We start from the raw sequence: 26,849 nt of genomic DNA, 5'->3' as shown, positions 1-26,849 counted from the left end.
GGTGCGGATCTCCTTGAGCACCTTCTTGAGGCGCTCCTCGAAGTCACCCCGGTAGCGGGAGCCGGCGACCAGGGCACCGAGGTCGAGGGTGTAGAGCTGCTTGTCCTTCAGCGTCTCGGGCACCTCGCCCTTGATGATCTTCTGGGACAGGCCCTCAACCACGGCGGTCTTGCCGACGCCGGGCTCACCGATCAGGACCGGGTTGTTCTTGGTGCGGCGGGACAGCACCTGCATGACCCGCTCGATCTCCTTCTCGCGCCCGATCACCGGGTCGAGCTTGCCCTCGCGGGCAGCCTGAGTCAGGTTGCGACCGAACTGGTCCAGCACGAGGCTGGTCGACGGTGCGGCCTCACCCGGCGCGGTGCCGGCGGCGGCCGGCTCCTTGCCCTGGTAGCCGGAGAGGAGCTGGATCACCTGCTGGCGGACCCGGTTGAGGTCGGCGCCCAGCTTCACCAGCACCTGGGCGGCGACGCCCTCGCCCTCGCGGATCAGCCCGAGCAGGATGTGCTCGGTGCCGATGTAGTTGTGGCCGAGCTGTAGCGCCTCGCGCAGGGACAGCTCCAGCACCTTCTTGGCCCGGGGCGTGAACGGGATGTGCCCGCTCGGCGCCTGCTGGCCCTGGCCGATGATCTCCTCGACCTGCTGACGGACGCCCTCCAGGGAGATGCCGAGGCTCTCCAGGGCCTTGGCCGCCACACCCTCACCCTCGTGGATCAGGCCCAGCAGGATGTGCTCCGTACCGATGTAGTTGTGGTTGAGCATCCGGGCCTCTTCTTGGGCCAGGACGACAACCCGTCGCGCTCGGTCGGTGAACCGCTCGAACATGCCCTCGTGCTCCTCACGTGCCGTGCGCCTCGACTGCGAGATCTTGGCGGGGCCGGTGCTCGGACGTCCGGGACGGGCGTCCGTGCCTCCTTACTCTATCGCCGCTGACCGACTCCGCTGAGGTCGTGTCTCCTCGTACCGAGCCGTTCCGACGTCGTTTTGACCAACCATCCGCGCTCAGGAGGTGTTCCGGCACCCCAGCCTGTACGCGCAGAGCGAAATTCACCCGGGGTGCACGACGCCCTCCCGGGGCCCCGTGGGTCATCCACAGGCTGTGGACGAAGTCTCCACCGGCTGTGGACAACGCCGCCGGAGCCGGAGAACTTCCCTCCCGGGCAGGGTGCCGCCGACCGCCCGGAGGGGCACCCGCACCGCCCGGAGGGGCACCGCGGACCGCCCGGAGCACGCCTCCGGGCCGGCCCCAGACGGCGACGCCGGCCCGGCGGCGTGCGCCGGCCCCGCGTCGGTTCGCCCCAGACCCTCAGCGGGGGGCGTGGTTCTCGTCGACGATCTACTGCGGGATGCGCCCCCGGTCGGAGATGTCCTTGCCGTTCTTCTTGGCCCAGGACCGGATCGCCTTGTTCTGCTCGCGGTCGGCGGTCGCCCCGCCCCGGCCCCGGGCGGCCCGGCCACCCACGACCACGCCGCCCCGACCGACCCGGGTACCGGCGGCCACGTACGGCGCGAAAACATCCCGCAATTTGTCGGCGTTGGAGCTCGACAGGTCGATCTCGTACTGAACGCCGTCGAGGGCGAACTTGACGGTCTCGTCCGCGTCCCCGCCGTCCAGGTCATCGACCAGCTTGTGAATGATCTGCTTGGCCACGTCCCACATTCCTTTCGAGCAGGGTGCTCCTGCAATAGGAGCACGATAACCCGCCCGATGCTTGCCACGTCAATAGGTCGCTGTAACGACCCGGCAAAGGTCCCCCTGCGGGGCTACTCGGCACGGACCAACGGGAAGAGGATGGTTTCCCGAATTCCCAGGCCGGTCAGCGCCATCAAGAGCCGGTCGATTCCCATTCCCATACCCCCGGCCGGCGGCATTCCGTACTCCATGGCCCGGAGAAAGTCCTCGTCCAGCCGCATGGCCTCGTCGTCGCCCCGGGCGGCCAGCTGCGCCTGCGCGACCAGGCGTTCCCGCTGTACCACCGGGTCGACCAGCTCCGAGTAGGCGGTGCCCAGCTCGAAGCCGAGCACGTAGAGGTCCCACTTCTCGGCCAGGCCCGGCTCGCTGCGGTGCGCCCGGGTGAGCGGGCTGGTCTCCTCCGGGTAGTCCCGCACGAAGGTCGGCGCCTGGAGGCTCGGCACCACCAGTTCCTCGAACAGCTCCTCGGCCAGCTTGCCCGGACCCCACTTCGGGTCGACCGCCAGCCCCACCTTGTCGGCGTACTCCACCAGGCGGGCCCGGTCGGTGCGGACCGTGACCTCCTCGCCGAGGGCCTCGGAAAGCACCCCGAAGAGGGTCACCGAGCGCCACTGCCCGCCCAGGTCGAACTCGCGCCCGTCGGCGTGGGTCACCGTCGTCGAGCCGCTGACCGCCACCGCCGCCTGCTGCACGAGATTACGGGTCAACTCGGCCATCGTGTCGTAGTCGCCGTACGCCTGGTAGGTCTCCAGCATCGCGAACTCCGGCGAGTGCGACGAGTCGACTCCCTCATTGCGGAAGTTGCGGTTGATCTCGAACACCCGGTCGACCCCGCCGACCACGGCGCGCTTGAGAAACAGTTCCGGCGCGATTCGCAGATACAGATCCGTACCGAGCGCATTGCTGTGGGTCACGAATGGGCGGGCCGCCGCGCCCCCGTGCAGCAACTGGAGCATCGGCGTCTCGACCTCGATGAATCCCTGGCCGTGCAACGAGTCGCGCAGGCTGCGCACCGCCGCGGCCCGGGTCCGGACCATCTGGCGCGCCTGCGGGCGGACGATCAGGTCCACGTAACGCTGGCGGACCCGGGCCTCCTCGCTCAGCGGCTTGTGGGCCACCGGCAGCGGACGCAACGCCTTGGCGGTCACCGCCCACTCGTCGGCGAGCACCGACAGCTCACCACGCCGGCTGGTGATCACCTCGCCGGTGACACCGACGTGGTCACCCAGGTCGACCAGGCGCTTCCAGTCCTCCAGCCGCTCCGCGCCGACCCGGTCCAGGGAGAGCATCGCCTGCAACTCGGTGCCGTCGCCGTCGCGCAGGGTCGCGAAACAGAGCTTGCCGGTGTTCCGTACGAAGATCACCCGGCCGGTGACCGCGACCCGGTCCCCGGTCGCGGTGTCGGTGGGCAGCTCGGCGTACCGCTCACGCACCTCGGCCAGGGTGCTGGTCCGGGGGAAACCGACGGGGTACGGCTCGACGCCCTCGGCGAGCATCCGGTCCCGCTTCTCCCGGCGGACCTTCATCTGCTCGGGAAGGTCGTCGGCGGGGTCCACTGGCACGGCGTTCTGCTCGGTCACGGCACGCTTCCTCGGCTAAGGGAGTTTCGACTGGGTCAGCCCATGAGCGTACTCATGCCCCCGGGCGGCCGTTACGGGATAACCTGCCCGTCATGGTCGAGGACACCCGGGCACGGTCCTTCGGTACGGTCGCCGTCGACTACGACCGGTTCCGACCCGGCTATCCGGCCGAGGCGCTGCGCTGGGCGCTGGCCGGCGCGGGTGCGGTCGCCGGCGTGGTCGACCTGGCCGCCGGCACCGGCCTGCTCACCCGTGGCCTGCGGGCCCTCGGCCACCAGGTGACCCCGGTGGAACCCGACCCGGCGATGCGGGCCCGGCTCGACACGGCCGTCCCCGGGACCACCGCCCTCGCCGGCTCCGCCGAGGCGGTCCCGCTGCCCGACGCGAGCGCCGACGCGGTGCTGGTCGGTCAGGCGTACCACTGGTTCGACCGGGAACGCGCGCACGTCGAGATCGCCCGGGTGCTCCGGCCGGACGGCATCTTCGCTCCGATCTGGAACATCCGGGATGAAACGGTCGGCTGGGTGGCCGAGCTGGGGCGGATCGCCCAGATGGGCGAGAGCATCAGCGACCTGACCGTGAAGGTGACCACCTTCGGTGCGGCCTTCGGCCCGGTCGAGCTGGGCCGGTTCACCCACCGCACGACCGTCACCGCAGACGAGGTCCTCGGGCTGATGCGTACCCGCTCACACTGGTTGGTCGCCGCCCCGCAGCAGCGGCAACGGATGGACCGGGAACTACGCGAGCTGTTCGCCACCCACCCCGACCTGGCCGGCCGGGCGACCGTCGAGCTGCCGTACCAGACGCTGGTCTTCCGGGCCCGGCGGCGCTGAACCGCCGCGACCGGCCCGGCCGTCGTGATCAGGTGTTGCGCTCGTAGACCATGCGCAGGCCGATCAGGGTGATCATCGGCTCGTGGTGGGTGATGGTCCGGCACTCGCCGATCACCACCGAGGCCAGCCCTCCGGTGGCGATCACCGCCCGGACCTCGCCCAACTCCTCGGCCATCCGCTCGACGATCCGGTCGACCTGCCCGGCGAAGCCGAAGTAGAGGCCGGACTGGAGGCACTCGACGGTGTTCTTGCCGATCACCGAGCGGGGCTTGTTCGCCTCCACCTTGCGCAGCTGGGCGGCGCGGGCGGCGAGGGCGTCGAAGGAGATCTCGATGCCGGGGGCGAACGCCCCGCCGAGGAACTCCCCCCGACCGCTGATCACGTCGAAGTTGGTGGTGGTACCGAAGTCCACCACGATCGACGGGCCACCGTAGAGGGTGTACGCGGCCAGCGTGTTGACCACCCGGTCCGCGCCGACCTCCTTCGGGTTGTCGATGGCGAGCTGCACGCCGGTGCGTACCCCCGGCTCGACGACGACGCTCGGCAGGTCGGCGTAGTAGCGGGCCAGCATGGTCCGCAGCGAGCGCAGCGCCGCCGGCACCGTCGAGCAGGCGGCCACCCCGGTGATCTCCACGGCGTCACCGGCCAGCAGCCCCCGGAACATCAGCCCCAGCTCGTCCGCTGTCGAACGGGCGTCGGTCTTGATCCGCCACGAGTGCACCAGGCGGTCACCGTCGAAGGTCGCCAGCACGGTGTTGGTGTTTCCGATGTCGATGCAGAGCAGCACGCACGCAGCCTAGACGCCGGCCGGGCCGTCGGGCGCGAGGAGTGCGCCGGGCCCGGCCGCCCGTGCCGGCTCACCGCTCACGCAGGTCCAGGGCGATGTCCAGGATCGGCGACGAGTGGGTCAGCGCACCCACCGAGAGGTAGTCCACCCCGGTCGCCCCGTACTCGGCGGCCACCTCCAGGGTCAGCCCGCCGGTCGCCTCCAGCTCCGCCCGGTCGCCGACGGCCGCGACCACCTGGCGCAGCGTCGCCGGGGACATGTTGTCCAGCAGCAGGAAGTCGGCACCCGCCTCGACCGCCTCGACCGCCTCGGCCGGGGTGTCCACCTCCACCTGCACCGGCACCTCGGGGAAGGCCTGCCGGACCCGCCGGTAGGCCGCCCCGACACCACCGGCGGCCAGCTTGTGGTTGTCCTTGATCATGGCGACGTCGTACAGGCCCATCCGCTTGTTGGTGCCGCCACCGGCGCGGACCGCGTACTTCTCCAGCATCCGCAGGCCGGGCGTGGTCTTGCGGGTGTCCAGCACGGTCGCCTTGGTGCCGGCCAGGGCGTCCGCCCAGGCCCGCGTGTGGGTGGCCACCCCGGACATCCGGGAGAGCAGGTTCAGCGCGGTGCGCTCGGCGGTGAGCAGCAGCCGGGTCGGGCCGGTCACCGTCGCCAGCACGTCACCCCGGGCCACCCGCGCGCCGTCGTGGGCCACCACGACCACCTCGACGGTACGCTCCGCAGCGGTCACCTCCCCGACCAGCTCGAACACCGCAGCGGCCACCGCCAGCCCGGCCACCACCCCGTCCTCCCGGGCCACCAGGTCGGCGGTGTCGGTCTGCCCGGCCGCGATGGTGGCGACGCTGGTGACGTCGAGGAAGTCCGCCCCCAGGTCCTCGGTGAGCGCGTCGACGATCACCCGCCGCACCCGCTCCGGGTCCAGCCCACCGCTCGTCAACGCCTGCCGCGTCGGTTCCCGCACTGTGTCTCCTCTGTTCGCCACTGCGGGGCTCGCAAACCCGGCTCACTCCTCGGACTCACACGCCCCCTCCGTTCGTCGGCGCTGCCCGCGCCACCGCTCCTTCACCGCCCGTGGTCAGGGCAGCGGCTCCCAGCGTTCGGTCAGCCCGCCCCGGGCGTCGATCGCCGCGACCAGGTGGCCGCGCCACCGCTCGTCGGCCGTCGGGAAGTCCTCCCGCCAGTGGCAGCCCCGGGTCTCCTGCCGGGCGTACGCGGCGGCCACCAGGGTCGCCGCCACGGTGACCAGGTTCGTCGCCTCCCAACCGGCGGTGCCCGCCCGGCCGGCGTCCCCGGCCAGCTCGGTCAGGGTGGCGGCGGTCCCGGCGAGGCTGGCCGCCGACCGCAGCACCCCGGCACCCCGGGTCATCGACCGTTGCAGCGCCGGCACGCCCTCGGCGGACAGCACCCCGCCCCCGCCGCCCACCCATGCGCCGGTCGACGCCGGCTGCGCCTGCTCGGGCAGGCCGGTGGCGATGTCCTCGGCGATCCGGCGGGAGAAGACGAGCCCCTCCAGCAGCGAGTTGCTGGCCAGCCGGTTCGCGCCGTGCACGCCCGTGCAGGCGACCTCGCCGCAGGCGTACAGGCCGGGGATGGAGGTCCGGCCGCGCAGGTCGGTGCGGACGCCGCCGGACGCATAGTGGGCGGCCGGGGCGACCGGGATCAGATCCGTCGCCGGGTCGACCCCGATGGCCAGGCAGGACGCGACGATGGTCGGGAACCGGCCGGCGAGGAAGTCCCCGCCGAGGTGCCGGGCGTCGAGATGGACGTGGTCGGCGCCGGTGGCCAGCAGCACCCGGTGGATGCCCTTGGCCACCACGTCGCGGGGGGCCAGCTCGGCCAGCTCGTGCTGGCCGAGCATGAACCGCTTGCCGTCGGCGTCGACCAGGTACGCGCCCTCGCCCCGCAGGGCTTCGGAGACCAGCGGCTGCTGGGCCAGGCCGGCCCCGGGCACCCGGGCCTGCTCGGGCACGATCAACGCGGTCGGGTGGAACTGCACGAACTCGACGTCGGTGACCGCCGCGCCGGCCCGCAGCGCCAACGCCACGCCGTCCCCGGTGGAGACCGCCGGGTTGGTGGTGGCCGAGAAGACCTGCCCCATCCCGCCGGTGGCCAGCACCACCGCGCGGGCGAGCAGGGCGCCCACGCCGTCCTCGCTGCCCTCGCCGAGCACGTGCAGGGTGATCCCGCAGGCCGGGCCGGGAGAGTCCGGGCCGTCGCCGGGGGCGCGCAGCAGGTCCAGCACCAGGGCGTTCTCGACCAGCCTGATCCACGGGTCGCGGCGGACCGCCGCGTGCAGGGCCCGCTGCACCTCCGCCCCGGTCGCGTCACCACCGGCGTGCACGATCCGGTCGGCCCGGTGCCCGCCCTCCCGGGTGAGCATCAACGAACCGTCCGGGTTGCGGTCGAACTCCGCGCCGATGCGCATCAGCTCCCGCAGCCGCAGCGGCCCCTCCTCCACCAGCAGCCGGACCGCCGCCGGGTCGCAGAGTCCGACCCCGGCGATCTCGGTGTCCCGGGCGTGCGCGGCGGGCGAGTCCGCCGGGTCGAGTACGGCGGCGATCCCGCCCTGCGCCCAGCGGGTCGAACCGTCGTCGATGTTGACCTTGGTGACCACGGTGACGTGCAGGCCCGCCTCGCGCAGGTGCAGCGCAGCGGTGAGCCCGGCCACCCCGGAGCCGACCACGATCACGTCGGTGGTCTCCACCCAGCCGGGCGCGGGAGCAGCCAGCAGGCTGGGCAGGGCCGGCAGGTCGACGGTCGGACGAAGTTCCATGACCACAGTCAACCCGAACGATCCTCGCGACGGGGGGCGGGGGGCGGGACGAGTGGTTTCGGCTACCCCGTCCGCTACTTCGTCCGCACCGGCAGGGCGGCCGGACCGCCGCCCTTCAACGAGGCCGTCACCGTCCGGTCGCTCAGCCACAGGTAGCAGCGGACCCCCCGGTCACCGACCCGCCACCGGCCCGGACCGGGCGGACGCACCACCACCCCGCTGCGGAAGCGCAGCCTGGTGTCGTCCGGCACCCCCACGTACCGGGCCAGCAGACTGCGGCAGCCGGCGTACAACGGCAGCCAGTCGACATCTTTGGTCGGGTACGGCCGGTCGGGGGCCTTCCAGGCACCCACGAACTCCGCCTCGTGCACCGCCGGGCACTCCACCGGAACCAGCACCTGCACCCCGGCGCCCCGACCGCTCCTGGCCCGCTGGCAGCCCAGCCGCAGCGGAGAGGGCCCCTTCAGGGCGTCCCGCAGGCTGCCCGTGCGGGTGACCACGGCGGCCGCCGCCTCGACGGTGTTCAGCTCGCTCAGGTCGCACCGGAACCAGCGCGCCCCGGCCGCCCAACCCGGCGCGGTCGGCAGCGCCACCGCCAGTCGCAGCCGGCCCGCCCGCCAGTCGTCGCCCACGTATCCGGTGGCCCGGGTGTCGCACTCGGCGAACGCCCCCCGCAGCTCCGTCGAGCCGGTGGCCGGCGCGGTGGCCCGCTCCCCCGGCAACGCGCCCACGTGCACCGTCTCGACCCGGTGCGGCACCGCGCAGTCCACCGGCGCGTACGCCGCCAGGGAGACCGTGTCGGTGAAGTCGGCGACCTGGCACACGCCCGCCGCCGGGGTGAACGGCCCGGCCGGCGGCAGGGCCGCCCAGTCGTCGGTGAGATCGCCGTCGAGGCCGCCCGGGGCACCGCAGGCCGCCAGGACCGCTCCCGCCGCCACGGCGGCGACGACGAGCGTCACCGCTCGGCGGACCCTCATCGCACGGCGCAACGCGGCCTCCCCCAGCCGACGACCGTCAATCCGACGGTCAGCCCAGGGTAACCAAAAATGACCTTCCGGTAACAGACCGGAATTCTGGTCAGCCGACGACGGCGAGCGGACTCGGCACCGGGTCACCGGCCGTGCCGACGGCCGCCGCTGCCGGGTCACCGCCCAGCTCAACCACCCTGTTGTCGGCGTCCACGTGGACCACCCGGGGGCGGTACGCGCGGGCCTCCGCGTCGTCCATCTGACCGTACGAGATCAGGATCACCAGGTCCTGCGGGTGCACCAGGTGCGCCGCCGCGCCGTTGATGCCGATCACGCCGCTGCCCCGCTCGCCGGGGATCACGTACGTCTCCAGCCGGGCCCCGTTGGTCACGTCCACGATCGCCACCTGCTCGCCCGGGAGCAGGTCGGCGGCGTCGAGCAGATCCTGGTCCACCGTCACCGAACCGACGTAGTGCAGGTCGGCCTGGGTCACCGTCGCCCGGTGGATCTTCGACTTGAGCATGGTCCGGAGCATCGTGGTGCCTTTCCGAGTCAGGTACAAGGTCAGCTGCGGGGAGCGAGCCGGATGGCCAGGTTGTCGATCAGCCGGGTGCCGCCCACCCAGGCCGCGATCAGCAGCCGGGCCGGCCCGGTGACCGGCCCCGGCTCCAACTCCGGGTCGGTGAGCGCCAGGTAGTCCAGCCGCGCGCCCGGCGTCGCGCCCAGCGCCCGGTGGGCGGCGGTCAGCACGTCACCCGCGTCCGCACCCCGCTCGGCGGCGGCCGCACCGGCCCGCAGGGCGGCGGACAGGCCCAGCGCCACCTGCCGCTCGTCCGCCGACAGGTAACGGTTACGGCTCGACAGGGCCAGCCCGTCCGGCTCCCGGACGGTCGGCACGCCGACCACCTCGACCGGCACGTCCAGGTCCCGTGCCATCCGGCGGACCAGGGTGAGCTGCTGGTAGTCCTTCTCCCCGAAGAAGGTGAGATCGGGCCGGGTGAGCTGGAGCAGCTTCAACACCACGGTCAGCACCCCGTCGAAGAAGCCGGGCCGGCTCTGCCCCTCCAGCTCCTCACCGAGCCGGCCCGGGTTCACCCGCACCGTGGGCTGCCCGTACGGGTACATGTCCGCCGCAGCCGGGGCGAACACCAGGTCCGCACCGGCCCGCCGGCACACCTCCAGGTCGGTGTCGAGGGTGCGCGGGTACCTGTCGAAGTCCTCGTTCGGGCCGAACTGCAACGGGTTCACGAAGATCGTCACCAGTACGTGGTCGGCCCGCTCCCGGGCGGCCCGGATCAGCGTCTCGTGCCCCGGGTGCAGCGCACCCATCGTCATCACGACGCCGACCGTGCCGGCCAGCCCGGCCCGCGCCTTCGCCAGCTCCGCCCGGGTGTGCACCAGTTCCGTCACTGAATTACCCTTCGTTCGCGCTGCGGGGCTCGCAGAACCGGCTCACTCCTCGCGCTCACCGGACTCCCCTTCGCTCGCGGCTGCGGGGCCCGCTCACGCCGCCACTTCCCGGTGGACGCCCGCCAGCACGTCGAGCAGGGACTCGGCGTCGACCGGACGCAGCCGGCCCGCCGCGATCGCCCGGTCGGCACTCCGTCGGGCCAACGCCAGGTAGGGGGCGACGGATTCCGGCGCGGTCTGCGCCAGCCGGTCCAGATGCCGGCGTACGGTGCCCGCGTCGCCACGCGACACCGGGCCGGTGAGCGCGTCGTCGCCGAGGCGCAGAGCATTCTCCAACGCCGCCCGCAGCAGCGGGGCCAGCACCTTCTCCGGCTGGCTCACCCCGGCGTCCCGCAGCCGGTCGGCCGCCTCGTTGACCAGGGTCACCAGGTGGTTCGCGCCGTGCGCCAGCGCCGCGTGGTAGAGCACCCGGTCGGTCTCCCCCACCCACTCCGGCACCCCGCCGAGGTCGGCGACGAGCCGGGCCGCCGCCGCCCGCAGCTCCGCCGGGGCGGTCACCCCGAAGGAGATGCCGGCCAGCCGGGACAGGTCGTCAGGCGTACCGGTGAAGGTCATCGCGGGGTGCAGGGCCAGCGGCCGGGCGCCCACGGCGGCGGCCGGGGCCAGCACGCCCAGGCCGTGGGCCCCGGAGGTGTGCGCGACCACCTGGCCCGGGTGCAGCGCGCCGGTGTCGGCCAGCCCGGCGACCACACCGGCCAACGCGTCGTCGGGCACGGCGATCAGCAGCAGGTCCGCGGCGTCCCGGGCGACCGAGGTGGCGGACCGGTTCACCGCGTCCGGCAGGAGCAACGCGATCCGGGCCCGGGTAGCCCCGGAGACGCCGGAGGCGGCGACCACGCGGTGCCCGGCGGAGACCAGCGCCGCTCCGAGCACGGCACCCACCCGGCCGGCACCGACCACGCCCACGGTGAGGCGGGTCGGAAGGGCGAACGGGGCATCGGGTACGACGGGGCCCTGCGGTGCGGCGACGCCGGGTACGGCGGCCGGACGCGGGCGCAGCGGTGCGCTCATGACGACGATCCAGTCCTCGAAGGGGGTACCGGTCGATGGCAAGTATGCGCCGGGGGCAGGGAACCCGAACAAGGATGTGTGAAAACCTTCACCGACCCCGGGCACCGGGTGGCCAGATGGCGGCGGCCCACCCGGTGCGGCAGCTCACCAGGTGCGGCAGCTCACCGCCGACCGGCCAGGAACCCGGCGTCGACGAACTTGACGTTGGTGTCCGGGCGTACCCCGTCGTCCCCGTCCGGCGTCGCCGGGGTGTTGCGGCCGTCCTGCACCACCAGCAGTCCGCCGGGGAAGCCCGGCAGCGGCGTCGCCGTCACCGCCGCCCCGTCGCACTCCTGCACGCCGTCGACCCGGCCGTCGACCACCGCGAACCGCCCGGTCGGCCGGTTGCTGACCCGGTCGTAGGTGAAGAACGTGTCGTCGCCCTGGCTGGACACGACGAGGGTGCCCGCGTACCGGCCGGTGGGCAGGATCGTCAGGCCCTCCACGTCCTGGGCGATCCGCCCGCCGAAGCCCGGGTCGGCGGTGTGGTCGGTGACGCAGTCGTCGGCCGCCGGGTCGAAGACCGCCGGGACGCCGTACTCGCGGACCCGCTCCACCGACCGGGGTACGCCCACGAACCGGCCACCGACCAGCCGGGTCCGCCACAGGCCGACCTTCTCCTGCGCCAGGTACACCACACCGGTGGCCGGGTCCACCACCGTCCCCTCCACCTGCGGGCCGTCCCCCGGGTCGGTGCACGGCGACCAGGCGGAGCCGTCCGGCAGGGTGAACGTCGATGGCAGCACCAGCCGCCCCACCGGCCGGTAGCTGACCTTCCCGGCCCGCTCCACCAGCCGGAACACCCCCACCTCCGGGGTGCTGCGCCGACTCACCACCGCGTACGCGGCCCCGTCCCGGTCGGTGAACGTGCCCAACCCGTACGCGGTGCGTTGGGTGTTCACCTCCGCCTGGTCCCGACTGAACGCGAACGGCGGCTGCGGCGCGGTCACGTCGACCAGCCGCCGCGACACCGGGTCGATCCGGTAGAACCGGAGCTGGTCACGCCCCCGGTCGGTGACCACCGCCAGGTCGACCGGCCGGCCCGCCAGCCGGAAGCCGCTGACCAGGTCGACGTTGTTGAACCGGCCCGCCTCGTCGTCCGGACCGGGTGCCGGTGGGGTGGCGACCGCCTGCCGCTCCCGGGCCCGCAGGTCGTACACCCGCAGGCCGCCGTTCTTGGCGGTGACGATCACCAGGCTGCCGGCCCGGTCGGTCGGGTGCACCCAGATCGCCGGATCGTCGGCGTCGGCGTCGCCACCGGCGGCGTCGTCGAACAGGGCGGGAGTCTCGACCACCGCCCGGACCGCACGCGGCACGCCGTCCCGGGCGGGCGCGGCGGCGGCACCGGTGGTCGTCACCAACAGCGGTACGACCGCCAGCGCGGGGATCACGATTCGTCTCATGCCCGCAGACCGTAGGGTCGGCACGGTGACGGACCCTGAACACGGGATGAACGCGATTCGCTGGCGGGACGCCATGGGCACCGCCCTCTACGGGCCGCACGGCTTCTTCGTCTCCGGGTCCGGCCCCGCCGACCACTTCCGGACCAGCGTGCACGCCTCCCCGGCGTTCGCGGCGGCGGTGTTCCGGCTCGTGTCCCGCCTCGACGCCACCCTCGGTTTCCCCACCCCGTTCGACGTGGTGGACGTGGGTGCCGGCCGGGGTGAACTGCTGCGCGCCCTGGCCGCTCTGGCCCACGGGTCGGCGACGCCCGACACGGCTGCGACGCCGCTGGCCCACCGCCTGCGCCTCACGGCCGTGGAACTGGCCCCCCGCCCGGCTGACCTGCCGCCCGCCATCGCCTGGACGACCGAGCCCCCGGCGGGGATCACCGGCCTGCTGACCGCCACCGAATGGCTGGACAACGTCCCCCTGGACGTGGCCGTCCCCACCGACACCGGCTGGCGCTACCACCTGGTGGACCCGAGCACCGGAGAGGAAACCCCCGGCCCCCCACTGACCCCGCAAGACCTCACCTGGCTGACCACCTGGCACCCCACCCCAACCCCCACCCCGGCCCCACCCCCCACCACCGCCCCGGGGATCAAGAGGTGGGCGAAAACGGAGGGGCCCTACCCTGCCCCAAACCCCTGGATCACCGGGCGGGGGGAGCGAGGAGGGCGAGGGGGGCGGGTGGAGGTGGGGCGGAGTCGGGACGAGGCGTGGGGGCGGGCCGTCGGGCGGGTGCGGCGGGGGGTGGCGTTGGCCGTGGACTACGGGCACCTGCGGGAGCGGCGGCCGGTGGACGGGACGCTGACCGGGTACCGGAACGGACGGCAGGTGCCGCCGGTGCCGAACGGGTCGTGCGACATCACCGCACACGTCGCCATCGACTCCGTCGCGGCCGCCGGTGCACAGGTCGCCGGGTGCGCGTACAGGCTGGTGTCGCAGCGGGAGGCGCTGCTCGCGCTCGGGGCCGACGGTGGGCGACCGGCGCTGAGCCTGGCCGGCACCGACCCGGCCGGCTACGTACGGGCACTCGCCGCCGCCTCGGCGGTGGCCGAGCTGACCGACCCGGCCGGGCTCGGCGGACACCACTGGCTGCTCCAGCCGGTCGGCGTCGCCGTCGACGCGCTCATGGCACGATGACCGGCATGACCACGGACACCGGTGAACTGCGCGAGCTGACCGTCGGCACCGGGGCCGGCGGGGAACAGCTCGGCACCGACATGGTGCTCAACATCGGCCCGCAGCACCCCTCGACGCACGGCGTGCTGCGGCTGAAACTGGTGCTCGACGGGGAACGGGTGGTCGCCGCCGAACCGATCGTCGGGTACATGCACCGGGGCGCGGAGAAACTGTTCGAGGTCCGCGACTACCGGCAGATCATCGTGCTGGCCAACCGGCACGACTGGCTGTCGGCGTTCTCCAACGAGCTGGGTGTGGTGCTCGCCGTCGAACGGCTGATGGGCATGGAGGTGCCCGAGCGGGCCACCTGGCTGCGGATGGCGCTGGCCGAGCTGAACCGGGTGCTCAACCACCTGATGTTCCTCGGCTCCTACCCGCTGGAGATCGGCGCGATCACCCCGGTCTTCTACGCGTTCCGGGAACGGGAGACCATCCAGGCGGTCATGGAGGAGGTCTCCGGCGGCCGGATCCACTACATGTTCAACCGGGTCGGTGGGCTCAAGGAGGAGGTCCCCGCCGGCTGGACCGGCCGGGCCCGCGCCGCCATCGCCGAGGTACGCCGCCGGATGCCCGACCTGGACAACCTGATCCGACGCAACGAGATCTTCCTGGCCCGGACCGTCGGGGTGGGGGTGCTGTCGGCCGCCGACGCCGCCGCGTTCGGGGCGTCCGGGCCGGTCGCCCGCGCCTCCGGCCTGGACCTCGACCTACGCCGCGACGAGCCCTACCTGGCGTACGACCAGCTCGACGTGCCGGTGGTCACCCGCACCGCCGGGGACTGCCACGCCCGCTTCGAGGTGCTGCTCGACCAGGTGTACGCCTCCCTCGACCTCGCCGCGCAGTGCCTCGACCGGGTCGACCGGCTCACCGGCCCGGTGAACACCCGGCTGCCCAAGGTGGTCAAGGCCCCCGAGGGGCACACCTACGCGTGGACGGAGAACCCGCTCGGGATCAACGGCTACTACCTGGTGTCGCGGGGCGAGAAGACGCCGTGGCGGCTCAAGCTGCGCACCGCGTCGTACGCCAACGTGCAGGCCCTGGCCACCCTGCTCCCCGGCTGCCTGGTGCCCGACCTGATCGCCATCCTCGGCTCGATGTTCTTCGTGGTCGGCGACATCGACAAGTGACCCGCCGCTGAGCCGGTCAGCGCCAGTGCCCGCCCGCGCGCGGGGTGTCGTCCTGCGGCGGGTAGCCGTACCGCTGCTCGCCCGCCCACTGCGGATGGTCGCGCGGCTCGGGCTCCGGGTCGCGCCACGACACCACCGGCTCCCGGTCCCGCCACTGCTCGGCCCGCTGTCCCTCCCACCGCCGGTCGTCGGCGCGCGCCGGCCGGTCCTGGGCGGGCTGCGGCGCGGCGCGGGCCGGCCACTGCCCGTCCGGCCGGTCCTGGGCCGGTGGGGTCGCGTGGGCCGGCCACTGTTCGGCCGGCCGGTAGCTGCGCGCCGGCTCCCGCCACTGCTGCGGCACCGGCACCCCGCCGGCCGGCAGCGCGGGACGCTCGGACTGCTCCGGTCGACCGCCATCCCAGCGGTCGCCGGTGGGCTCCGCCCCGTCCCGGTACGGCTCCTCCTGTCGCACCGAGGCCCAGCGGTCCGAGTAGTGGTAGCCGCCGTCGGCGCGCGCCTCCGCGTGGCGCTCCCCGACCCGCACCTCCCGGGCCCGGCCCTCGTCACGCGCCTCGGCCCAGCGGTCACCGGCCCGCGCCTGGCGGGCCGGCGGTTCGGCCCGGTCCTGCTCCCAGCGGTCACCGGCACGCGACGCGGGCGACTCGGCACGGCCTCCCGCCCAACCGGACCGACCTCCCGCCGACCAGCCACCGGCCTCCCCGCCACCCGCCGACCACTCCGGCCGGCCCGGCTCGGGCCGGTCGTCGCCCGGCGTCGACCAGGCGGGGCCGGCAGCGGCCGGCCAGGCCCGCTCGTCACGCGATGCCGGGCGGGCCGCCCGGGAACGGTCCTCCGGCGGGGCCGACCAGCCCCGGCCGGTCGGCTCGGACGGTGCCGACCAGGAACGCTCCGGCTCCCCGCCGGCCCAGGACGACTCGTCCCCGCCGGGGGCCCACCGGCCGGCGTACCCGCCGCCGTATCCGCCGGACGGGTCGGGGCCGTCGACGACGGTGTGCCGGGTGGTCACGTGCACGGTCTCGGTGTGCCGCACCACGCCGAGCGGACGGGACGCCGACTCGGCGGCGGGCCCCCCGCCGCGTGGCTCCCGGCTGGCCGCCCCGTACACCCCGGCCTGCCCGGTGGTCGGGCGCTCCGGGGCGTAGCGACGGCCGGTCGGTTCGGCGGCCTCCCGGTCGGACGGCACCCGGCCCCGGCCCGCCGCGACCGGCTCGGAAGCCTCCGAGTGGTTCCAGTCCGACGCGGGTTCCTCGACCGCGGCCCGTCGCCGGCCCACCGGGGCCTCCGGTGCCGGCTCGGCGGCCGGGCCCCGGGCCCGGCCGGCACCGGCGACGGAATCCTCGGCGGGCGGGGCGGCGACGGCGGCAGCCAGCTCGGCCGCCGAGTCCAACCGGCGACGCAACGCGGTGACCTGTTCCTCGGCCCGCTGCGACTGGTCCAACGCCTGGTTGCCACGCTGGGCGGCGGCCACGATCTCGCTGCGCAGCTCGCGCCGGAGCTGCTCCAACTCGTCGAGCACCGACTCGTCGGACGCCCGGACACCGCCGTCGGCGCGCAGCGCGATGGACAGGCCGATCAGCACGACGGCGGTGATGGCCAGCACCGCGGCGAACCGCAGCGGACCGTTGCCGTCAGCGAACAGCAGGATCAGCGCGGCGATCGGCGCGAACGCCACCCCGATCCAGAACAGGACGGTCAGCAGTTGCGGTCTGCGCTTCTCGGAGACGACCGGGGAGGGCATGGCTGTGCAGCCTACCGAGATGTACGCGGGCTGGGAACGGTCCCAGGGCAGAATTGCCCCGATCTCGTCCGGTACGCCTCGGCGCGACCGGATCGCCGCCGACCGGCATGCGCCCTGGTCAACGGGGCACGATCAGCCCGTTGCGGGGCGTTCCCGGTCGCGGTCGGCTCCCACCGACCGCGACCGGGATCACGTTCAGCTGGTGGCGAGCGCGCCGTCGGACGAGAAGACCAGGCCGACGCTGGCGGTGCCGGTCTTCAGCGCGTTCTTGGTCTGCGGGCCACCGGCGTCCAGCGAGCTGAACGAACCGGCCTTGAAGTCGTAGACCTCCACCAGACCGGCCTGGCACTTCGGCCGCTGCGGGCACTCCGGCGGGCCGGCCAGCACGGTGTCCTTGCCGGAGCACTTGGCCGCCAGGTCGGAGAGGGTCTTCAGGGAGTACTTGTCGGCGAACGCCTTGGTCACCGCGAAGGCGTTCTGGTCCTGCGCCGAGGACGGGGTGCCGAACGTGATGCCCGCCTTGTCACCCTCGGACTTCAACGCGCTGACCGTCTTGTCCAGCTCCGGCGAGGAGACCGGGGTGGCGTCCTTGCCGTTGGCCTTGGTGTTGAGGAACTCGGCCATGGTCGCCGCGTACTCGGGGACGACCTGGATCTCGCCCTTCTCCAGGCTGGGCTCGTACAGCTCGCGGTTGCCGATCTGCTGCACCTTGACCTGGTAACCGGCGGCGGTCAGGGCGATGTTGTACAGCTCGGCCAGGGTCTGGCTCTCGGAGAAGTTGCCCGCCCCGACGACGATCTGCCCACCCGGGCCCTTGGCGATGCCGCTGGTCAGCCCGTTGGCCGAGGCGAACTCCTCGGCGGCCGCCTTCGGCGTCTTGCGGTCCACGTCGACCGCCTTGTTGAGGGCGATCAACTTCGGCGTGTCCAGCGCGGCCGAGACCTTGTCCAGCGCGGCGAGCAGCTGCGGGTTCGCCACCTTCGCGTTGACCGCCGGGATGATGTTGTCGGTGTTCTGGAGCTTCTTGTCGTCGTCGAGGACGACGAGCTGGTCACCGGCGACCGGGGCGCAGCCCGCACCGCTGGCGCCCTGCTGCGGAGCGTCGGTGCCGGACGAGCCGGCATCCCCACACCCGGTCAACAGACCCGCCAGGGTCAGGGCACCCACCGCACCCGCCGCCAGCCGTGTCCGTACGCGCATCGTGCCCGCCTTCCGTGTCCCGGCGCGACCCCGGGCAGGGCCGGCCGCGTGTCCGACGGGCGACGGCCGCCGCCCGCGGGTTCAGCCAATATCCTTCCGGACCGACCGACAAACTCTGAACCGCTTTCGTAACGTGATCGTCACGGAAAGGGATCAGTTCCCCGCCGTGGCGTCCGCCGCCCGCCGGTTGGCCGCCCGCCGGGTACGCCGCAGCGGTCGCGGGGTCACCGCCCGCTCGACAAGTGCCAGCACCCCCTCGGCCGCCAACGCCAGCCCCGCCACCAGCACCCCACCGGCGATGATCTGCCCGCCACCGGCCGCGATGTCCAGCCCGAAACCGGCCCGGATGATCTGGCCCAGCCCTCCACCGTTGACGAACGAGGCCAGCGCCGCCGTCGCCACCACCTGGACGGCGGCCGTACGGAACCCGGCGGCCAGGTACGGCACCGCCAGTGGCAACTCCACCCGACGCAGCACCTGCCAGCCCGACAGCCCCATCCCGCGTGCCGCGTCCCGGGCCTCCGGGTCGGCCTGCCGCACCCCGGTGTACGCGTTGGCCAGCAGCGGCGGCACCGCGAACACGGCCAGCGCCACCACCACCGCCGGTCGCCCGAAGCCGAGGAAGGTCAGCGGCAGGATGGTGAGCAGCGCCAGGGTGGGGATGGACAGGGTCAGGTTGGAGATCAGCACGACGGCGCCGCCGCCGCGCCCCGAGTGCCCCAGCCAGAGGCCGATCGGCCAGGCCACCAGGCAGCCCAGCAGCACCGCCGCGGCGGACATGCTCAGGTGCTCCCCGACCCGGTCCAGCACCCCACCGGGGTTGGTCCAGTTGAGCGGGTCGTTGAGCCAGACCACCGCCTGCTGCACCGGATTCACTGGTCAAATCCTTCGTTCGTGACTGCGGGGCTCCGCTGCGCTGCCCTCATCGGGGGCGACTCCGCAGCCAGGGGGTGAGCAGGCGGCCCACGGAGGCCAGGATCAGGTCCAGCACCAGGGCGAGCAGGACGCAGAGCAGGGTGCCGGTCATGATCTGCGCCTTGTAGAAGTTGTTCTGGAACCCGGCGAAGATCAGCTGCCCCAGGCCACCCCGGCCGATCACCACCCCGACGGTGACCAGCGCGACGGTGGAGACCGTGGCGAGGCGTACCCCGGTGAGGATGCCGGGCAGGGCCAGCGGCAGGTCGATCCGGAACAGCCGGGCCCACCGGCCGTACCCCATGCCCTCGGCGGCGTCACGCACCTCGGGAGGCACCTGGTTCAGCCCGGCCACCGCGTTGCGGACGATCACCAGCAGCGCGTACAGCACCACCACGGTGAGCACGGTCACCGCCCCGATACCCAGGTAGGGGGCGATGAACGCGAACAGGGCCAGGGAGGGGATCGTGTACAGCACCCCGGTCAATGCGAGAATCGGCCCGGCGAGACGCCGGTACCAGTAGGCGAGCACCGCCAGCGGCAGGGCCACCAGCGCGGCGAGCAGCACGGCCCGGCCGGTCAGCGAGGCGTGCTCGCGCAGCGCGGCGAGAATGGTGTCAGAGTTGTCCCGCACGTACTGCCAGGAGAACCACGGATTACCCGGCTCGGCCCGGTAACTCAGGTGGAAGGACACACGTGGACGTTACCCCCGGGGGCACCGGCGACGCAGGACACAGTGCCGCGTCGATCACGCTCGACGGCATCCGCAAGCGGTACCCCGACGGCACCGACGCGGTCCGTGAGCTGAGCCTGGAGGTGCCGGCCGGCGAGCTGGTGGTGCTGATCGGCCCGTCCGGCTGCGGCAAGTCGACGGTGCTGCGGATGGTCAACCGGCTGATCGAGCCGACCGGCGGCCGGATCATGCTCGGCGACGAGGACATCACCCGGGTCGACCCGGTGAAACTGCGCCGACGCATCGGCTACGTGATCCAGAACGTCGGCCTGTTCCCGCACCAGACGGTCGCCACCAACGTCGGCACCGTACCCCGGCTGCTCGGCTGGCCGAAGGAGCGGATCCGGCAGCGCAGCGGCGAGCTGCTGGAGCTGGTCGGGTTGGACCCGGCCCAGTTCGGACGCCGCTACCCGCACGAGCTGTCCGGCGGGCAGCGGCAGCGGGTCGGGGTGGCCCGCGCGTTGGCCGCCGACCCGGTGGTGCTGCTGATGGACGAGCCGTTCTCCGCCGTCGACCCGATCGTGCGGACCCGGCTGCAGGAGGAGTTCCTCCGGCTCCAGGCCGAGGTCCGCAAGACCATCGTGCTGGTCACCCACGACCTCGACGAGGCCGTCCGGCTGGGCGACCGGATCGCGGTGCTCTCCGAGGGCGGCCGGCTGGAGCAGTACGACACCCCGGCGGCCCTGCTCGGCACGCCCGCCTCGCCGTTCGTGCGCGAGTTCGTCGGCGCGGACCGGGGCATCCGCCGGCTGGCGGTCACCCCGGTCACCCGGGAGGTGCTCGACGGCGAGGCCACCGACGTCAGCCTGCCGGAGCTGCCGCTGGGCCGCTCGGCGTACGACGCGCTGGCCGCGATGCTGACCGCCGGCACCGACGCGGTCGTGGTCACCGCCGACGGCCGGCCGGCCGGCACGCTCAGCCGCGCCCGGGTGCTCGACCTCGGGCAGCCCGGCGGCTAGCCCGTGCCCGGCGGGTCAGGCCCGCCCGCCCAGGCTGGCCAGCCCGATGATCCAGCCGGCGAAGAAGCCGTAGCCGGCCCCGGTGCCGGTGGCCTCGAAGGCCGCCAGCAGCGGACCGTCCGCGGTGAGCAGCGCCGCCAGCAGGGTCGCCGCCGCCGCGGCCAGGGTGTACGCGGCCCAGCCGGAGAAGAACTGGCTGGCCGACCCGGGCACCCGGGCCACCTGACCGGCCGGCAGCAGGTAGAGCAGCGCCCCGGCGAACAGCAGCAGCAGGATGGCCCGCAGGTCGGTGGCGAGCACCCCGTGCTCCGGGGTCGACTCGACCCGCCAGGCGGGCCAGGCGAGCAGCCGCAGGTACCAGCCCCCGGCGGAGTTCGGATCGGTGTGGGCCTCGGCCCAGCGGACGTACCAGGGACTGCCGCAGACGACGACGAGGATCAACGCGGCGAGGGTGCCGGTGCCGGCGGCGGTGCCGTACCCCTGCACGGTGCGGGGGCGTTGGGTGAGGGCCATGCGGCGGGAAGTTCCCGACCCGCCACGGCCGGCAAACCTCTCCCGCCAGCCGGCGGGTCGGCCGCTCAGTGCTTCATCAGGTAGTCGATGAACGCCGCCCGCAGCAGCGGCGCGGACTCCTCGTAGCCGTGCCCGGTCAGCTCCCGCCACAGCGCCGCCGCCTCGTCGATGGTCGGCCCCACCGAGTTGGGCGCCCCGTCGAGCGCGGCGGCCTCGTCGGCGTTCGGCAGGTGCCGGAGCACCGACCAGAAGAACCCGACGTCCCGCCGCTCCCGGGCCCGCGCGAAGGCCCGCTCGCGCAGCTCCTCGGTGGAGAGGGCGTCGAGCTGGTCGAAGGTGTGGCCGGTGCCGGCGGAAGGAGTCTCGGTCATGCCCGCGAGCCTAACCGGAGAGATCGTCGCCGGCCCGTCGTCCACGCCCGGTCGCCGGCCGCACCGGTCCGGGCGGGGGCCGCTCACCGCTCGTCGGCGTCCCAGCGGGGTGGGGCGCTCGGCCAGCGGGGGGCCTCCCAGGGGTCGGGCGGGGTGTCGTCGGTCGTCCGCTCCGGCAGGGCCGGGGTCCAGTTGCGCGCCTCCCCGCCCGGGGGCATCGACCAACCGGAGCTGATCGCCCCGTCCCGCACCGGCGGCAGCTCCACCGGTTCACCCGGGACGGTGCGGGGCCGGCCGTACGTCTCGACCAGCCGGGTCACCAGCAGGCCACCGGCCAGGGCCGTCCCACCGACGGCCCACCTGTCGGTCGGCGCGCCGACACCGTCCGCCCAGGCCAGGTAGGTAACCACCAGGCCGACCGCGAGGAGGGCGCCGAAGATCCCACCCCGCCGGCCGTACGCGCTGGTGCCGCCGAACATGGACACCCCGACCGCGAGCACCGTCCAGTCCAGTCCCGACGTGGGCGTCACCGGGCCGTCCGCGTTGGCGGCGACGAGCACCCCGGCGAGCATCGCCAGCACGGTGGAGGCGATCAGCGCGGCCGAGGTCACCAGGGCGGCGGCCATGCCGCGTCGGCGGGCCGGGTCGGCCACCGGCCGGAACCGGCCGACCAGCCGGCGTACGGTCCGGATCGCGCCGAACGCGCCGAGCAGGACGACCACCGCGGCGAACCCGGCGAACAGGTAGTAGGCGTTGCGCCGGGGGTCGTAGTCGGCCTGCACCGCCACCGGCAGGTCCCGCCGTTCGATCCAGACGATCACCCCGGCGGCGGCGGCGAGGCTGGCCGCCCAGCCGGGCACGTGCAGTACCACCACCGCCCAGGCCAGGGCCAGCCCGCCCAGCGCGGCGGCGACCAGTGCCGGGACGACCGCCGTGGACACCCCGCGGTCGCCCTGCTCGGCGAAGTGCAGCGCGGCGGCCAGCGTGACCGGGCCGATCGCCAGGTTCACCGCGGCGGTCCGCAGGCTCAGCCCGGCGGCGAGGACGAGCAGGCCGAGCGCGACCGCGTCGACGAGCAGCCACCGCAGGCCGGCACCGCGCAGCGCGTCCGGGTCGTCCCGCCACAGCAGGTAGGCCAACGCGGCGAGGGCGAGCAGCAGCGCCAGTTCCCAGACCACGTGCACGCCGAGCCGGTCCCGGCCGGGTTCCCCCTGCTCCGGGTCGTCGAGGACGTTCTCGGGTACGGTCGCGGGCACCTCTGCCGACGCGGTCCGGCCCGGTTCGTCGTACACCATGCGGTGCGCCTCCCAGGTGACCGGCCGTCACCGGTGACGGCTGACTGTGTTCCGGTCGCCAGGCACCGTACCCGCGCGCCGGGGGCGGGCGTAACCCCTGTCAGCGCTGCCCGGGTCGGTCGGCCCGGTCGTCGGCGTCGTCGTCGGACTCGGGGACCCGGCAGGAGCGTTCGAGCCAGAGCGCGGCGGCGACCAGGGCCAGCGAGGCGAGGGTGCCCGCCCCGGCGGCCGGCCGGTCCTCGATGGCGGCGTTGGTCGGCTCGACGAAGAGCCAGCCGGTCAGCCCGGCGTAGAAGCCGAGGAAGATCGCCCCGGCCAGCGCGGACGCCTTGGCCAGCACCACGAACCGGGCGACCAGCAGCGGGTTGACCGGCTCCCGACCGGGCCGCCGCTCGATGCGGCCACGGGTGTTGACCGCCGCGTACGCCTCCAGCACGGCCAGCGCGGCCAGGGTGACCACCGGCAGCCAGGGCAGCCGGGGAGTGCCGCTGTAGTAGAAGCTGCTGATCAGCAACCAGGCCACGGCGGCGGCGGCGAGCGCGGCGACCAGCAGCGTCGAGAACCGGGTGGGGCCCATTCTCGACCCGTCGGGCTCCCGGTCACGGGGCGGTCGGGGCGGCGTCATACCGGCCGGCTCCACTGGTTCATGTGTCCGACTCTAACGAAAGATCGGGGCGGGGGGTCAGTTCGAGGGCGTCCCCGGCGACCGGTTCGGCGTTGAGCAGGTCGGTCAGCCAGCCGTGCCCGGCCAGCCGCCCGTGCGGGTCGATGTCGATCCACGGGCGGAGCACGAAGGCGCGCTGGTGGGCGCGGGGGTGCGGCAGGGTCAGCGCGGGGTCGTCGCTGAGCACCGGCCGGCCGTCGTCGTCCCAGACGGCGACGACGTCCACGTCGAGGGTGCGCGGCCCGTACCGGCGCGCCGGGTCGCGGACCCGGCCGGCGGCGGTCTCGGCGGCGTGCGCCCGCGCCAGCCAGTCGTCCGGGGTCGCCGCCGGGTCGGCGACCATGACCGCCGCGTTCAGGTACGCCGGCTGGTCGGCGTCGCCCCACGGGGGTGTCTCGTAGACGCCGGAGACCACCAGCACCGCGTCACCGAGACCGGCGACCGCGGCCCGTAGGTGGTCGAGCCGGTCGCCCAGGTTGCTGCCGATCGACAGCACCGCCCGGGTCACCGGGTACGCCGCATCGTGACGGCCACGTCGGTGAAGGTGTGCGGGATCGGGGCCTCGGGCTTGTGGACGGTGACGGTGGCGGCGACGACCAGCGGCTCGGCCAGGCAGACCGCGAGCAGCCGGTCGGCCAGCGTCTCGATCAGGTTGACCGGCTCGCCGGTGACCACCGCGACCAGCCGCTGCGCCAGCTCGCCGTAGTGCACGGTGTCGGTCACCTCGTCGGAGCGGGCGGCCGGGGCGAGGTCGAGTTCGAGTTCGGCGTCGACCACGAACTCCTGGCCCTGGGCACGCTCGAAGTCGTAGACGCCGTGCCGGCCCCGGGCCCGCAGTCCGGTCAGGACGATCCGGTCGGTCACGTTCCTCCCTCCGTCCGGCCGGTGGGGGCCGGGTCGTTGCCGCTGGTGGCGAGCCGGGGGCGGCCGGTGGCCGACCAGACGGCGAGCGCGTCGGTGGTGCCCCGGACGTCGTGCACACGTACCCCCCAGGCGCCGGCGGCGACGGCGAGCACGCTGGTGGCGATGGTGGCGGCGGCCCGGCCGTCGGTCTCCCGGGGGGTGCCGTCGGGGGTGGCGAGCAGGTGGCCCAGGTAGGACTTGCGGCTGGCACCGAAGAGCAGCGGCAGGCCGAGGTCGAGCAGTTCGGGCAGGCGGGCGCTGAGTTCCCAGTTGTGCGCGGCGGTCTTGGCGAAGCCGAGCCCGGGGTCGATCACCAGCCGGTCGGCGGCCACCCCGGCGGCCAGCGCGTCGTCGACCCGCCTCGCCAGTTCGGCCCGGACGTCGGTGACCACATCGGTGTAGCTGGCCAGCTCGCGCATCCCCCGGGAGTGCCCCCGCCAGTGCATGAGCACCCAGGGGCAGCCGGCGTCGCGGACCACCCGGGCCATGTCGGGGTCGGCCAGGCCGCCCGAGACGTCGTTGACCACGGCGGCCCCGGCGACGACGGCCGCCTCGGCGACCGGGGCGCGGGTGGTGTCGATGCTGACCGGCACCCCGGCGGCGGCGAGTTCGCGGATCACCGGCAGCACCCGGGACGCCTCGGTGCGGGGGTCGACCCGGTCGGCGCCCGGCCGGGTGGATTCGCCCCCGACGTCGACCAGGTGCGCGCCCTCGTCGTGCAGTCGCACCCCGTGTGCGACGGCGGCGTCGAGGTCGGCGTACCGGCCGCCGTCGGAGAAGGAGTCGGGGGTGACGTTGAGGACGCCCATCACCACCGGGGCCTGCGCCCGTACCAGATCGGTCACGACTAGACGGTACCGGTCGCACGGGGGCGCTCCGGGGCCCCCCACCAGCCCCGCCACGACCACCCTGACGTGCCTGTTGGAACAGGTGTACGATCGGTCGTCCGGGTCGAATCGGGTCGACTCTTCGCGGCTTGTCGCAAAGGGGGGCGGCCCGTACGCTGTGGAATTGCCCAGCATCAAGAGATGGCGAAGCCTGGAGGGAGGGCCGAAGCGGGAAAATCCCCCCAAATCTCGCCACTCTCCGTGGCGAGAGACCCGCGCCGCGTCATCGACGCTGTGCACAGTGAGCACATTCCCGCCAGGCTTGCCTACTGCACCACCGCGGCACCGCCGGCCGCGTTATGGGGAGGTTCCAGTGATCGCCTTCGAGCTGATGGAGACGACGTCTTCCGGCGTCGCACAGGTGCTGCACACCCTGGCGACGACGCCACTCGCCGAACCGGCCCCCAAGGGCATCGACACCAGCGGTGTCGTCACCTTCTTCGCCAGCAAGATCGCACCCATCCTGCTCGCCGTGCTCGGGGTCATCTTCATCGGCCGGGCCAGCCGGGGCGAGATCTCCAAGGTGCTGACCAGTTCGGCCATCGCGATCGTCGGGCTGGCCTTCATCGCCGGCGCGGCAACACTCTTCTTCATCGGTGACTACCTGATCGATCTGATCTTCGAATAGGCGCGGGCGAGACATGCGGCTGCGCACCGACGACGACATCTACCGGGCCCGCCTGGTCTACCTCGGGCCGCCCGGCTACACCCTTCCGGTCCACCTCCCGTACGCCCAGTACGGACTGTTCATGCTGCTCGTGCCCCTCTACATGTTCATCCACTGGCTGTTCACGCTGCAGGTCGAGCTCTTTCCCGCCTGGGAGATCGCGCTCGCCATCGTGAGCACCTCGTTCATCTTCCGGTACGTCGACCCGGACCGGCCGGCGCGGATGGTCATCCGCACCGCGCTCACCGACTGGCGACGCACCCGGGAACCGGCCGCCGAACTGCGGGACCCCCGCCTGGTCGGCAGCCGGATCAGGATCCGGGAGGAACTGGCATGACGGGGCGTTTCCCTATCGGGCAGTCGGACCACACGGGTGAGGCGGTCGAATGAGTCGCTCTTCCACGCCGGGTTTCCCGGCCGGACGACACAGCGCCCCACACGGTAACCGTGCGCGGTCGTTCGACTACCCCCAGGAGGAGCTGCGGGACGACGAGCCGTACGACCCGTCCCTGCTCACCGGCCCGGGACAGGGCGGTGTGGGGGTTTTCCAGGCTCCCCGGCCCAGTCCCGGCCGGGGCACCCCGCCGGCCGAGCCGGCACCCGCCGCGCCGATGCTGGTGGGTGACGGCACCGACATCGACTCCCCCTTCCTCGACCTCTTCGGTGGTGGTCCCCGCCCCGGCACCACCCCGTCGCCCGGCACCCCCGCGCGCCGGGGACCCGGCCGGGAGCACCGACCCGTGCCGCACCAGCCGGCCCCCACCCCGCCGCCGGCCATCGAGGCGCAGGCACCTGCGGCGGCCATCGAGGCGGCCCCCCCGGCCGCGCGTACCCGCGTCCCGCACCAGCAGGGCGACCGGTCGACGGCGGTCCCGACCGGCGACCGTCCGGCCGAGGCACCGCAGCGGGCACCGCGCCGGGTCCCCACCGACCCGTTCCCCCGGGACACCGGCGAACCGCTCACCGCACGGGAGGCGGCCGAACGCGCCCGCCGGGAGGCCACCGAACGGGCCCGGGAGGCGTCCGACCGCGCCCGGCGCGAGGCCGCCGAGCGGGCCCGCCGGGAGGCCGCCGAACAGGCGGCGGCGG

At 73.8% G+C, this 26,849-nt stretch carries 28 protein-coding genes and 1 pseudogene; 7 read left to right on the top strand and 22 right to left on the bottom strand.

Features of this window, described 5'->3' with window-relative positions; translation table 11 throughout:
• The 3 genes from ACOJTC_RS04530 to lysS all read right to left on the bottom strand — a co-directional run.
• A partial coding sequence (locus tag ACOJTC_RS04530) for a Clp protease N-terminal domain-containing protein (RefSeq protein WP_420115869.1) occupies positions 1-825 on the bottom strand: 825 nt, incomplete at its 3' end.
• Between the two features lie 511 nt (positions 826-1,336).
• The gene (locus ACOJTC_RS04525; protein ID WP_420115868.1) at positions 1,337-1,651 is read right to left on the bottom strand and encodes a histone-like nucleoid-structuring protein Lsr2; all 315 of its coding nucleotides are present in this window, start codon (positions 1,649-1,651) and stop codon (positions 1,337-1,339) included.
• A gap of 113 nt (positions 1,652-1,764) precedes the next feature.
• Positions 1,765-3,273 (bottom strand): lysine--tRNA ligase, encoded by a 1,509-nt coding sequence (lysS, locus tag ACOJTC_RS04520; protein WP_204927104.1) that lies wholly within the window; start codon positions 3,271-3,273, stop codon positions 1,765-1,767.
• 92 nt (positions 3,274-3,365) lie between these two features.
• Here lysS and ACOJTC_RS04515 point away from each other — a divergent pair, with 92 nt between their 5' ends.
• Positions 3,366-4,106, top strand: coding sequence for a class I SAM-dependent methyltransferase (locus ACOJTC_RS04515; protein WP_420115867.1), 741 nt, complete (start codon positions 3,366-3,368; stop codon positions 4,104-4,106).
• Between the two features lie 28 nt (positions 4,107-4,134).
• Here ACOJTC_RS04515 and ACOJTC_RS04510 read toward each other — a convergent pair whose 3' ends face one another.
• From ACOJTC_RS04510 to ACOJTC_RS04475, 8 genes are all read right to left on the bottom strand, one after another.
• Positions 4,135-4,893 carry a type III pantothenate kinase gene (locus ACOJTC_RS04510; RefSeq protein ID WP_204927102.1) on the bottom strand — a complete coding sequence of 253 codons (759 nt, stop codon included), beginning with the start codon at positions 4,891-4,893 and terminating at the stop codon, positions 4,135-4,137.
• Between the two features lie 70 nt (positions 4,894-4,963).
• Positions 4,964-5,860: a carboxylating nicotinate-nucleotide diphosphorylase gene (gene nadC, locus ACOJTC_RS04505; RefSeq protein WP_420115866.1), complete on the bottom strand. Its 897-nt coding sequence runs from the start codon at positions 5,858-5,860 to the stop codon at positions 4,964-4,966.
• Between the two features lie 114 nt (positions 5,861-5,974).
• On the bottom strand, positions 5,975-7,672 hold the full coding sequence (locus ACOJTC_RS04500) for an L-aspartate oxidase (protein ID WP_420115865.1): 1,698 nt from the start codon (positions 7,670-7,672) through the stop codon (positions 5,975-5,977).
• Positions 7,673-7,746: 74 nt separating this feature from the next.
• Complete coding sequence (locus ACOJTC_RS04495; RefSeq protein ID WP_420115864.1) at positions 7,747-8,649, bottom strand: septum formation family protein; 903 nt, start codon at positions 8,647-8,649, stop codon at positions 7,747-7,749.
• Between the two features lie 100 nt (positions 8,650-8,749).
• Positions 8,750-9,175 (bottom strand): aspartate 1-decarboxylase, encoded by a 426-nt coding sequence (gene panD, locus ACOJTC_RS04490; RefSeq protein WP_420115863.1) that lies wholly within the window; start codon positions 9,173-9,175, stop codon positions 8,750-8,752.
• 29 nt (positions 9,176-9,204) lie between these two features.
• Positions 9,205-10,050, bottom strand: coding sequence for a pantoate--beta-alanine ligase (gene panC / locus ACOJTC_RS04485; protein ID WP_420115862.1), 846 nt, complete (start codon positions 10,048-10,050; stop codon positions 9,205-9,207).
• A gap of 93 nt (positions 10,051-10,143) precedes the next feature.
• Positions 10,144-11,121: a Rossmann-like and DUF2520 domain-containing protein gene (locus ACOJTC_RS04480; protein ID WP_420115861.1), complete on the bottom strand. Its 978-nt coding sequence runs from the start codon at positions 11,119-11,121 to the stop codon at positions 10,144-10,146.
• A gap of 161 nt (positions 11,122-11,282) precedes the next feature.
• The gene (locus ACOJTC_RS04475) at positions 11,283-12,563 is read right to left on the bottom strand and encodes a phytase (protein ID WP_420115860.1); all 1,281 of its coding nucleotides are present in this window, start codon (positions 12,561-12,563) and stop codon (positions 11,283-11,285) included.
• Positions 12,564-12,609: 46 nt separating this feature from the next.
• On the opposite strand from ACOJTC_RS04475, the gene ACOJTC_RS04470 reads away from it, so the two are divergent.
• Both ACOJTC_RS04470 and ACOJTC_RS04465 read left to right on the top strand, forming a co-directional pair.
• Positions 12,610-13,749 carry an SAM-dependent methyltransferase gene (locus tag ACOJTC_RS04470; RefSeq protein ID WP_420115870.1) on the top strand — a complete coding sequence of 380 codons (1,140 nt, stop codon included), beginning with the start codon at positions 12,610-12,612 and terminating at the stop codon, positions 13,747-13,749.
• On the top strand, positions 13,746-14,915 hold the full coding sequence (locus tag ACOJTC_RS04465; RefSeq protein ID WP_420115859.1) for an NADH-quinone oxidoreductase subunit D: 1,170 nt from the start codon (positions 13,746-13,748) through the stop codon (positions 14,913-14,915). Before ACOJTC_RS04470 ends, ACOJTC_RS04465 begins: the two co-directional genes overlap by 4 nt.
• Before the next feature lie 16 nt (positions 14,916-14,931).
• On the opposite strand, the gene ACOJTC_RS04460 is transcribed toward ACOJTC_RS04465, so the two are convergent.
• The 4 genes from ACOJTC_RS04460 to ACOJTC_RS04445 all read right to left on the bottom strand — a co-directional run bounded on the left by ACOJTC_RS04460 (position 14,932) and on the right by ACOJTC_RS04445 (position 19,462).
• Positions 14,932-16,653 (bottom strand): hypothetical protein, encoded by a 1,722-nt coding sequence (locus ACOJTC_RS04460; RefSeq protein WP_420115858.1) that lies wholly within the window; start codon positions 16,651-16,653, stop codon positions 14,932-14,934.
• 195 nt (positions 16,654-16,848) lie between these two features.
• The gene (locus tag ACOJTC_RS04455) at positions 16,849-17,853 is read right to left on the bottom strand and encodes a glycine betaine ABC transporter substrate-binding protein (protein ID WP_420115857.1); all 1,005 of its coding nucleotides are present in this window, start codon (positions 17,851-17,853) and stop codon (positions 16,849-16,851) included.
• 153 nt (positions 17,854-18,006) lie between these two features.
• On the bottom strand, positions 18,007-18,729 hold the full coding sequence (locus ACOJTC_RS04450) for an ABC transporter permease (RefSeq protein ID WP_088643879.1): 723 nt from the start codon (positions 18,727-18,729) through the stop codon (positions 18,007-18,009).
• Positions 18,730-18,775: 46 nt separating this feature from the next.
• Positions 18,776-19,462: an ABC transporter permease gene (locus ACOJTC_RS04445; protein WP_420115856.1), complete on the bottom strand. Its 687-nt coding sequence runs from the start codon at positions 19,460-19,462 to the stop codon at positions 18,776-18,778.
• A gap of 2 nt (positions 19,463-19,464) precedes the next feature.
• Between ACOJTC_RS04445 and ACOJTC_RS04440 the strand changes: the two genes are divergently transcribed.
• Positions 19,465-20,460, top strand: a complete 996-nt coding sequence (locus ACOJTC_RS04440) for an ABC transporter ATP-binding protein (protein WP_420115855.1) — start codon at positions 19,465-19,467, stop codon at positions 20,458-20,460.
• Positions 20,461-20,475: 15 nt separating this feature from the next.
• On the opposite strand, the gene ACOJTC_RS04435 is transcribed toward ACOJTC_RS04440, so the two are convergent.
• From ACOJTC_RS04435 to folP, 7 genes are all read right to left on the bottom strand, one after another.
• Positions 20,476-20,973: a hypothetical protein gene (locus ACOJTC_RS04435; protein ID WP_357932785.1), complete on the bottom strand. Its 498-nt coding sequence runs from the start codon at positions 20,971-20,973 to the stop codon at positions 20,476-20,478.
• A gap of 65 nt (positions 20,974-21,038) precedes the next feature.
• Positions 21,039-21,344, bottom strand: coding sequence for a hypothetical protein (locus ACOJTC_RS04430; protein WP_088643875.1), 306 nt, complete (start codon positions 21,342-21,344; stop codon positions 21,039-21,041).
• An 83-nt stretch (positions 21,345-21,427) separates the two neighbouring features.
• A complete protein-coding gene (locus ACOJTC_RS04425; protein WP_420115854.1) occupies positions 21,428-22,639 on the bottom strand; it encodes an ABC transporter permease in 1,212 nt (403 codons plus the stop codon).
• 100 nt (positions 22,640-22,739) lie between these two features.
• Positions 22,740-23,264, bottom strand: a complete 525-nt coding sequence (locus ACOJTC_RS04420) for a DUF3180 domain-containing protein (RefSeq protein ID WP_377685542.1) — start codon at positions 23,262-23,264, stop codon at positions 22,740-22,742.
• A gap of 19 nt (positions 23,265-23,283) precedes the next feature.
• Entirely contained in the window at positions 23,284-23,811 is a 528-nt protein-coding gene (gene folK / locus ACOJTC_RS04415) for a 2-amino-4-hydroxy-6-hydroxymethyldihydropteridine diphosphokinase (RefSeq protein WP_420115853.1), read from the bottom strand.
• A complete protein-coding gene (folB, locus tag ACOJTC_RS04410; RefSeq protein ID WP_204927086.1) occupies positions 23,808-24,167 on the bottom strand; it encodes a dihydroneopterin aldolase in 360 nt (119 codons plus the stop codon). The genes folK and folB overlap by 4 nt, the downstream gene beginning before the upstream one ends.
• Positions 24,164-25,051, bottom strand: a complete 888-nt coding sequence (gene folP, locus ACOJTC_RS04405; RefSeq protein ID WP_420115852.1) for a dihydropteroate synthase — start codon at positions 25,049-25,051, stop codon at positions 24,164-24,166. Before folP ends, folB begins: the two co-directional genes overlap by 4 nt.
• 355 nt (positions 25,052-25,406) lie before the next feature.
• Here folP and ACOJTC_RS04400 point away from each other — a divergent pair, with 355 nt between their 5' ends.
• The 3 genes and pseudogenes from ACOJTC_RS04400 to ACOJTC_RS04390 form a co-directional block, all read left to right on the top strand.
• Positions 25,407-25,721, top strand: a complete 315-nt coding sequence (locus ACOJTC_RS04400; RefSeq protein WP_420115851.1) for a hypothetical protein — start codon at positions 25,407-25,409, stop codon at positions 25,719-25,721.
• A gap of 13 nt (positions 25,722-25,734) precedes the next feature.
• The gene (locus tag ACOJTC_RS04395) at positions 25,735-26,097 is read left to right on the top strand and encodes a hypothetical protein (protein WP_067302246.1); all 363 of its coding nucleotides are present in this window, start codon (positions 25,735-25,737) and stop codon (positions 26,095-26,097) included.
• 49 nt (positions 26,098-26,146) lie between these two features.
• Positions 26,147-26,849, top strand: a pseudogene (locus ACOJTC_RS04390) (hypothetical protein); the annotation flags it as partial.

Origin of the sequence: Micromonospora sp. (assembly GCF_048594385.1) — a bacterium.
Taxonomy (GTDB): Bacteria; Actinomycetota; Actinomycetes; order Mycobacteriales; family Micromonosporaceae; genus Micromonospora; species Micromonospora wenchangensis.
This window is presented reverse-complemented; position numbering and strand designations above follow the sequence as displayed.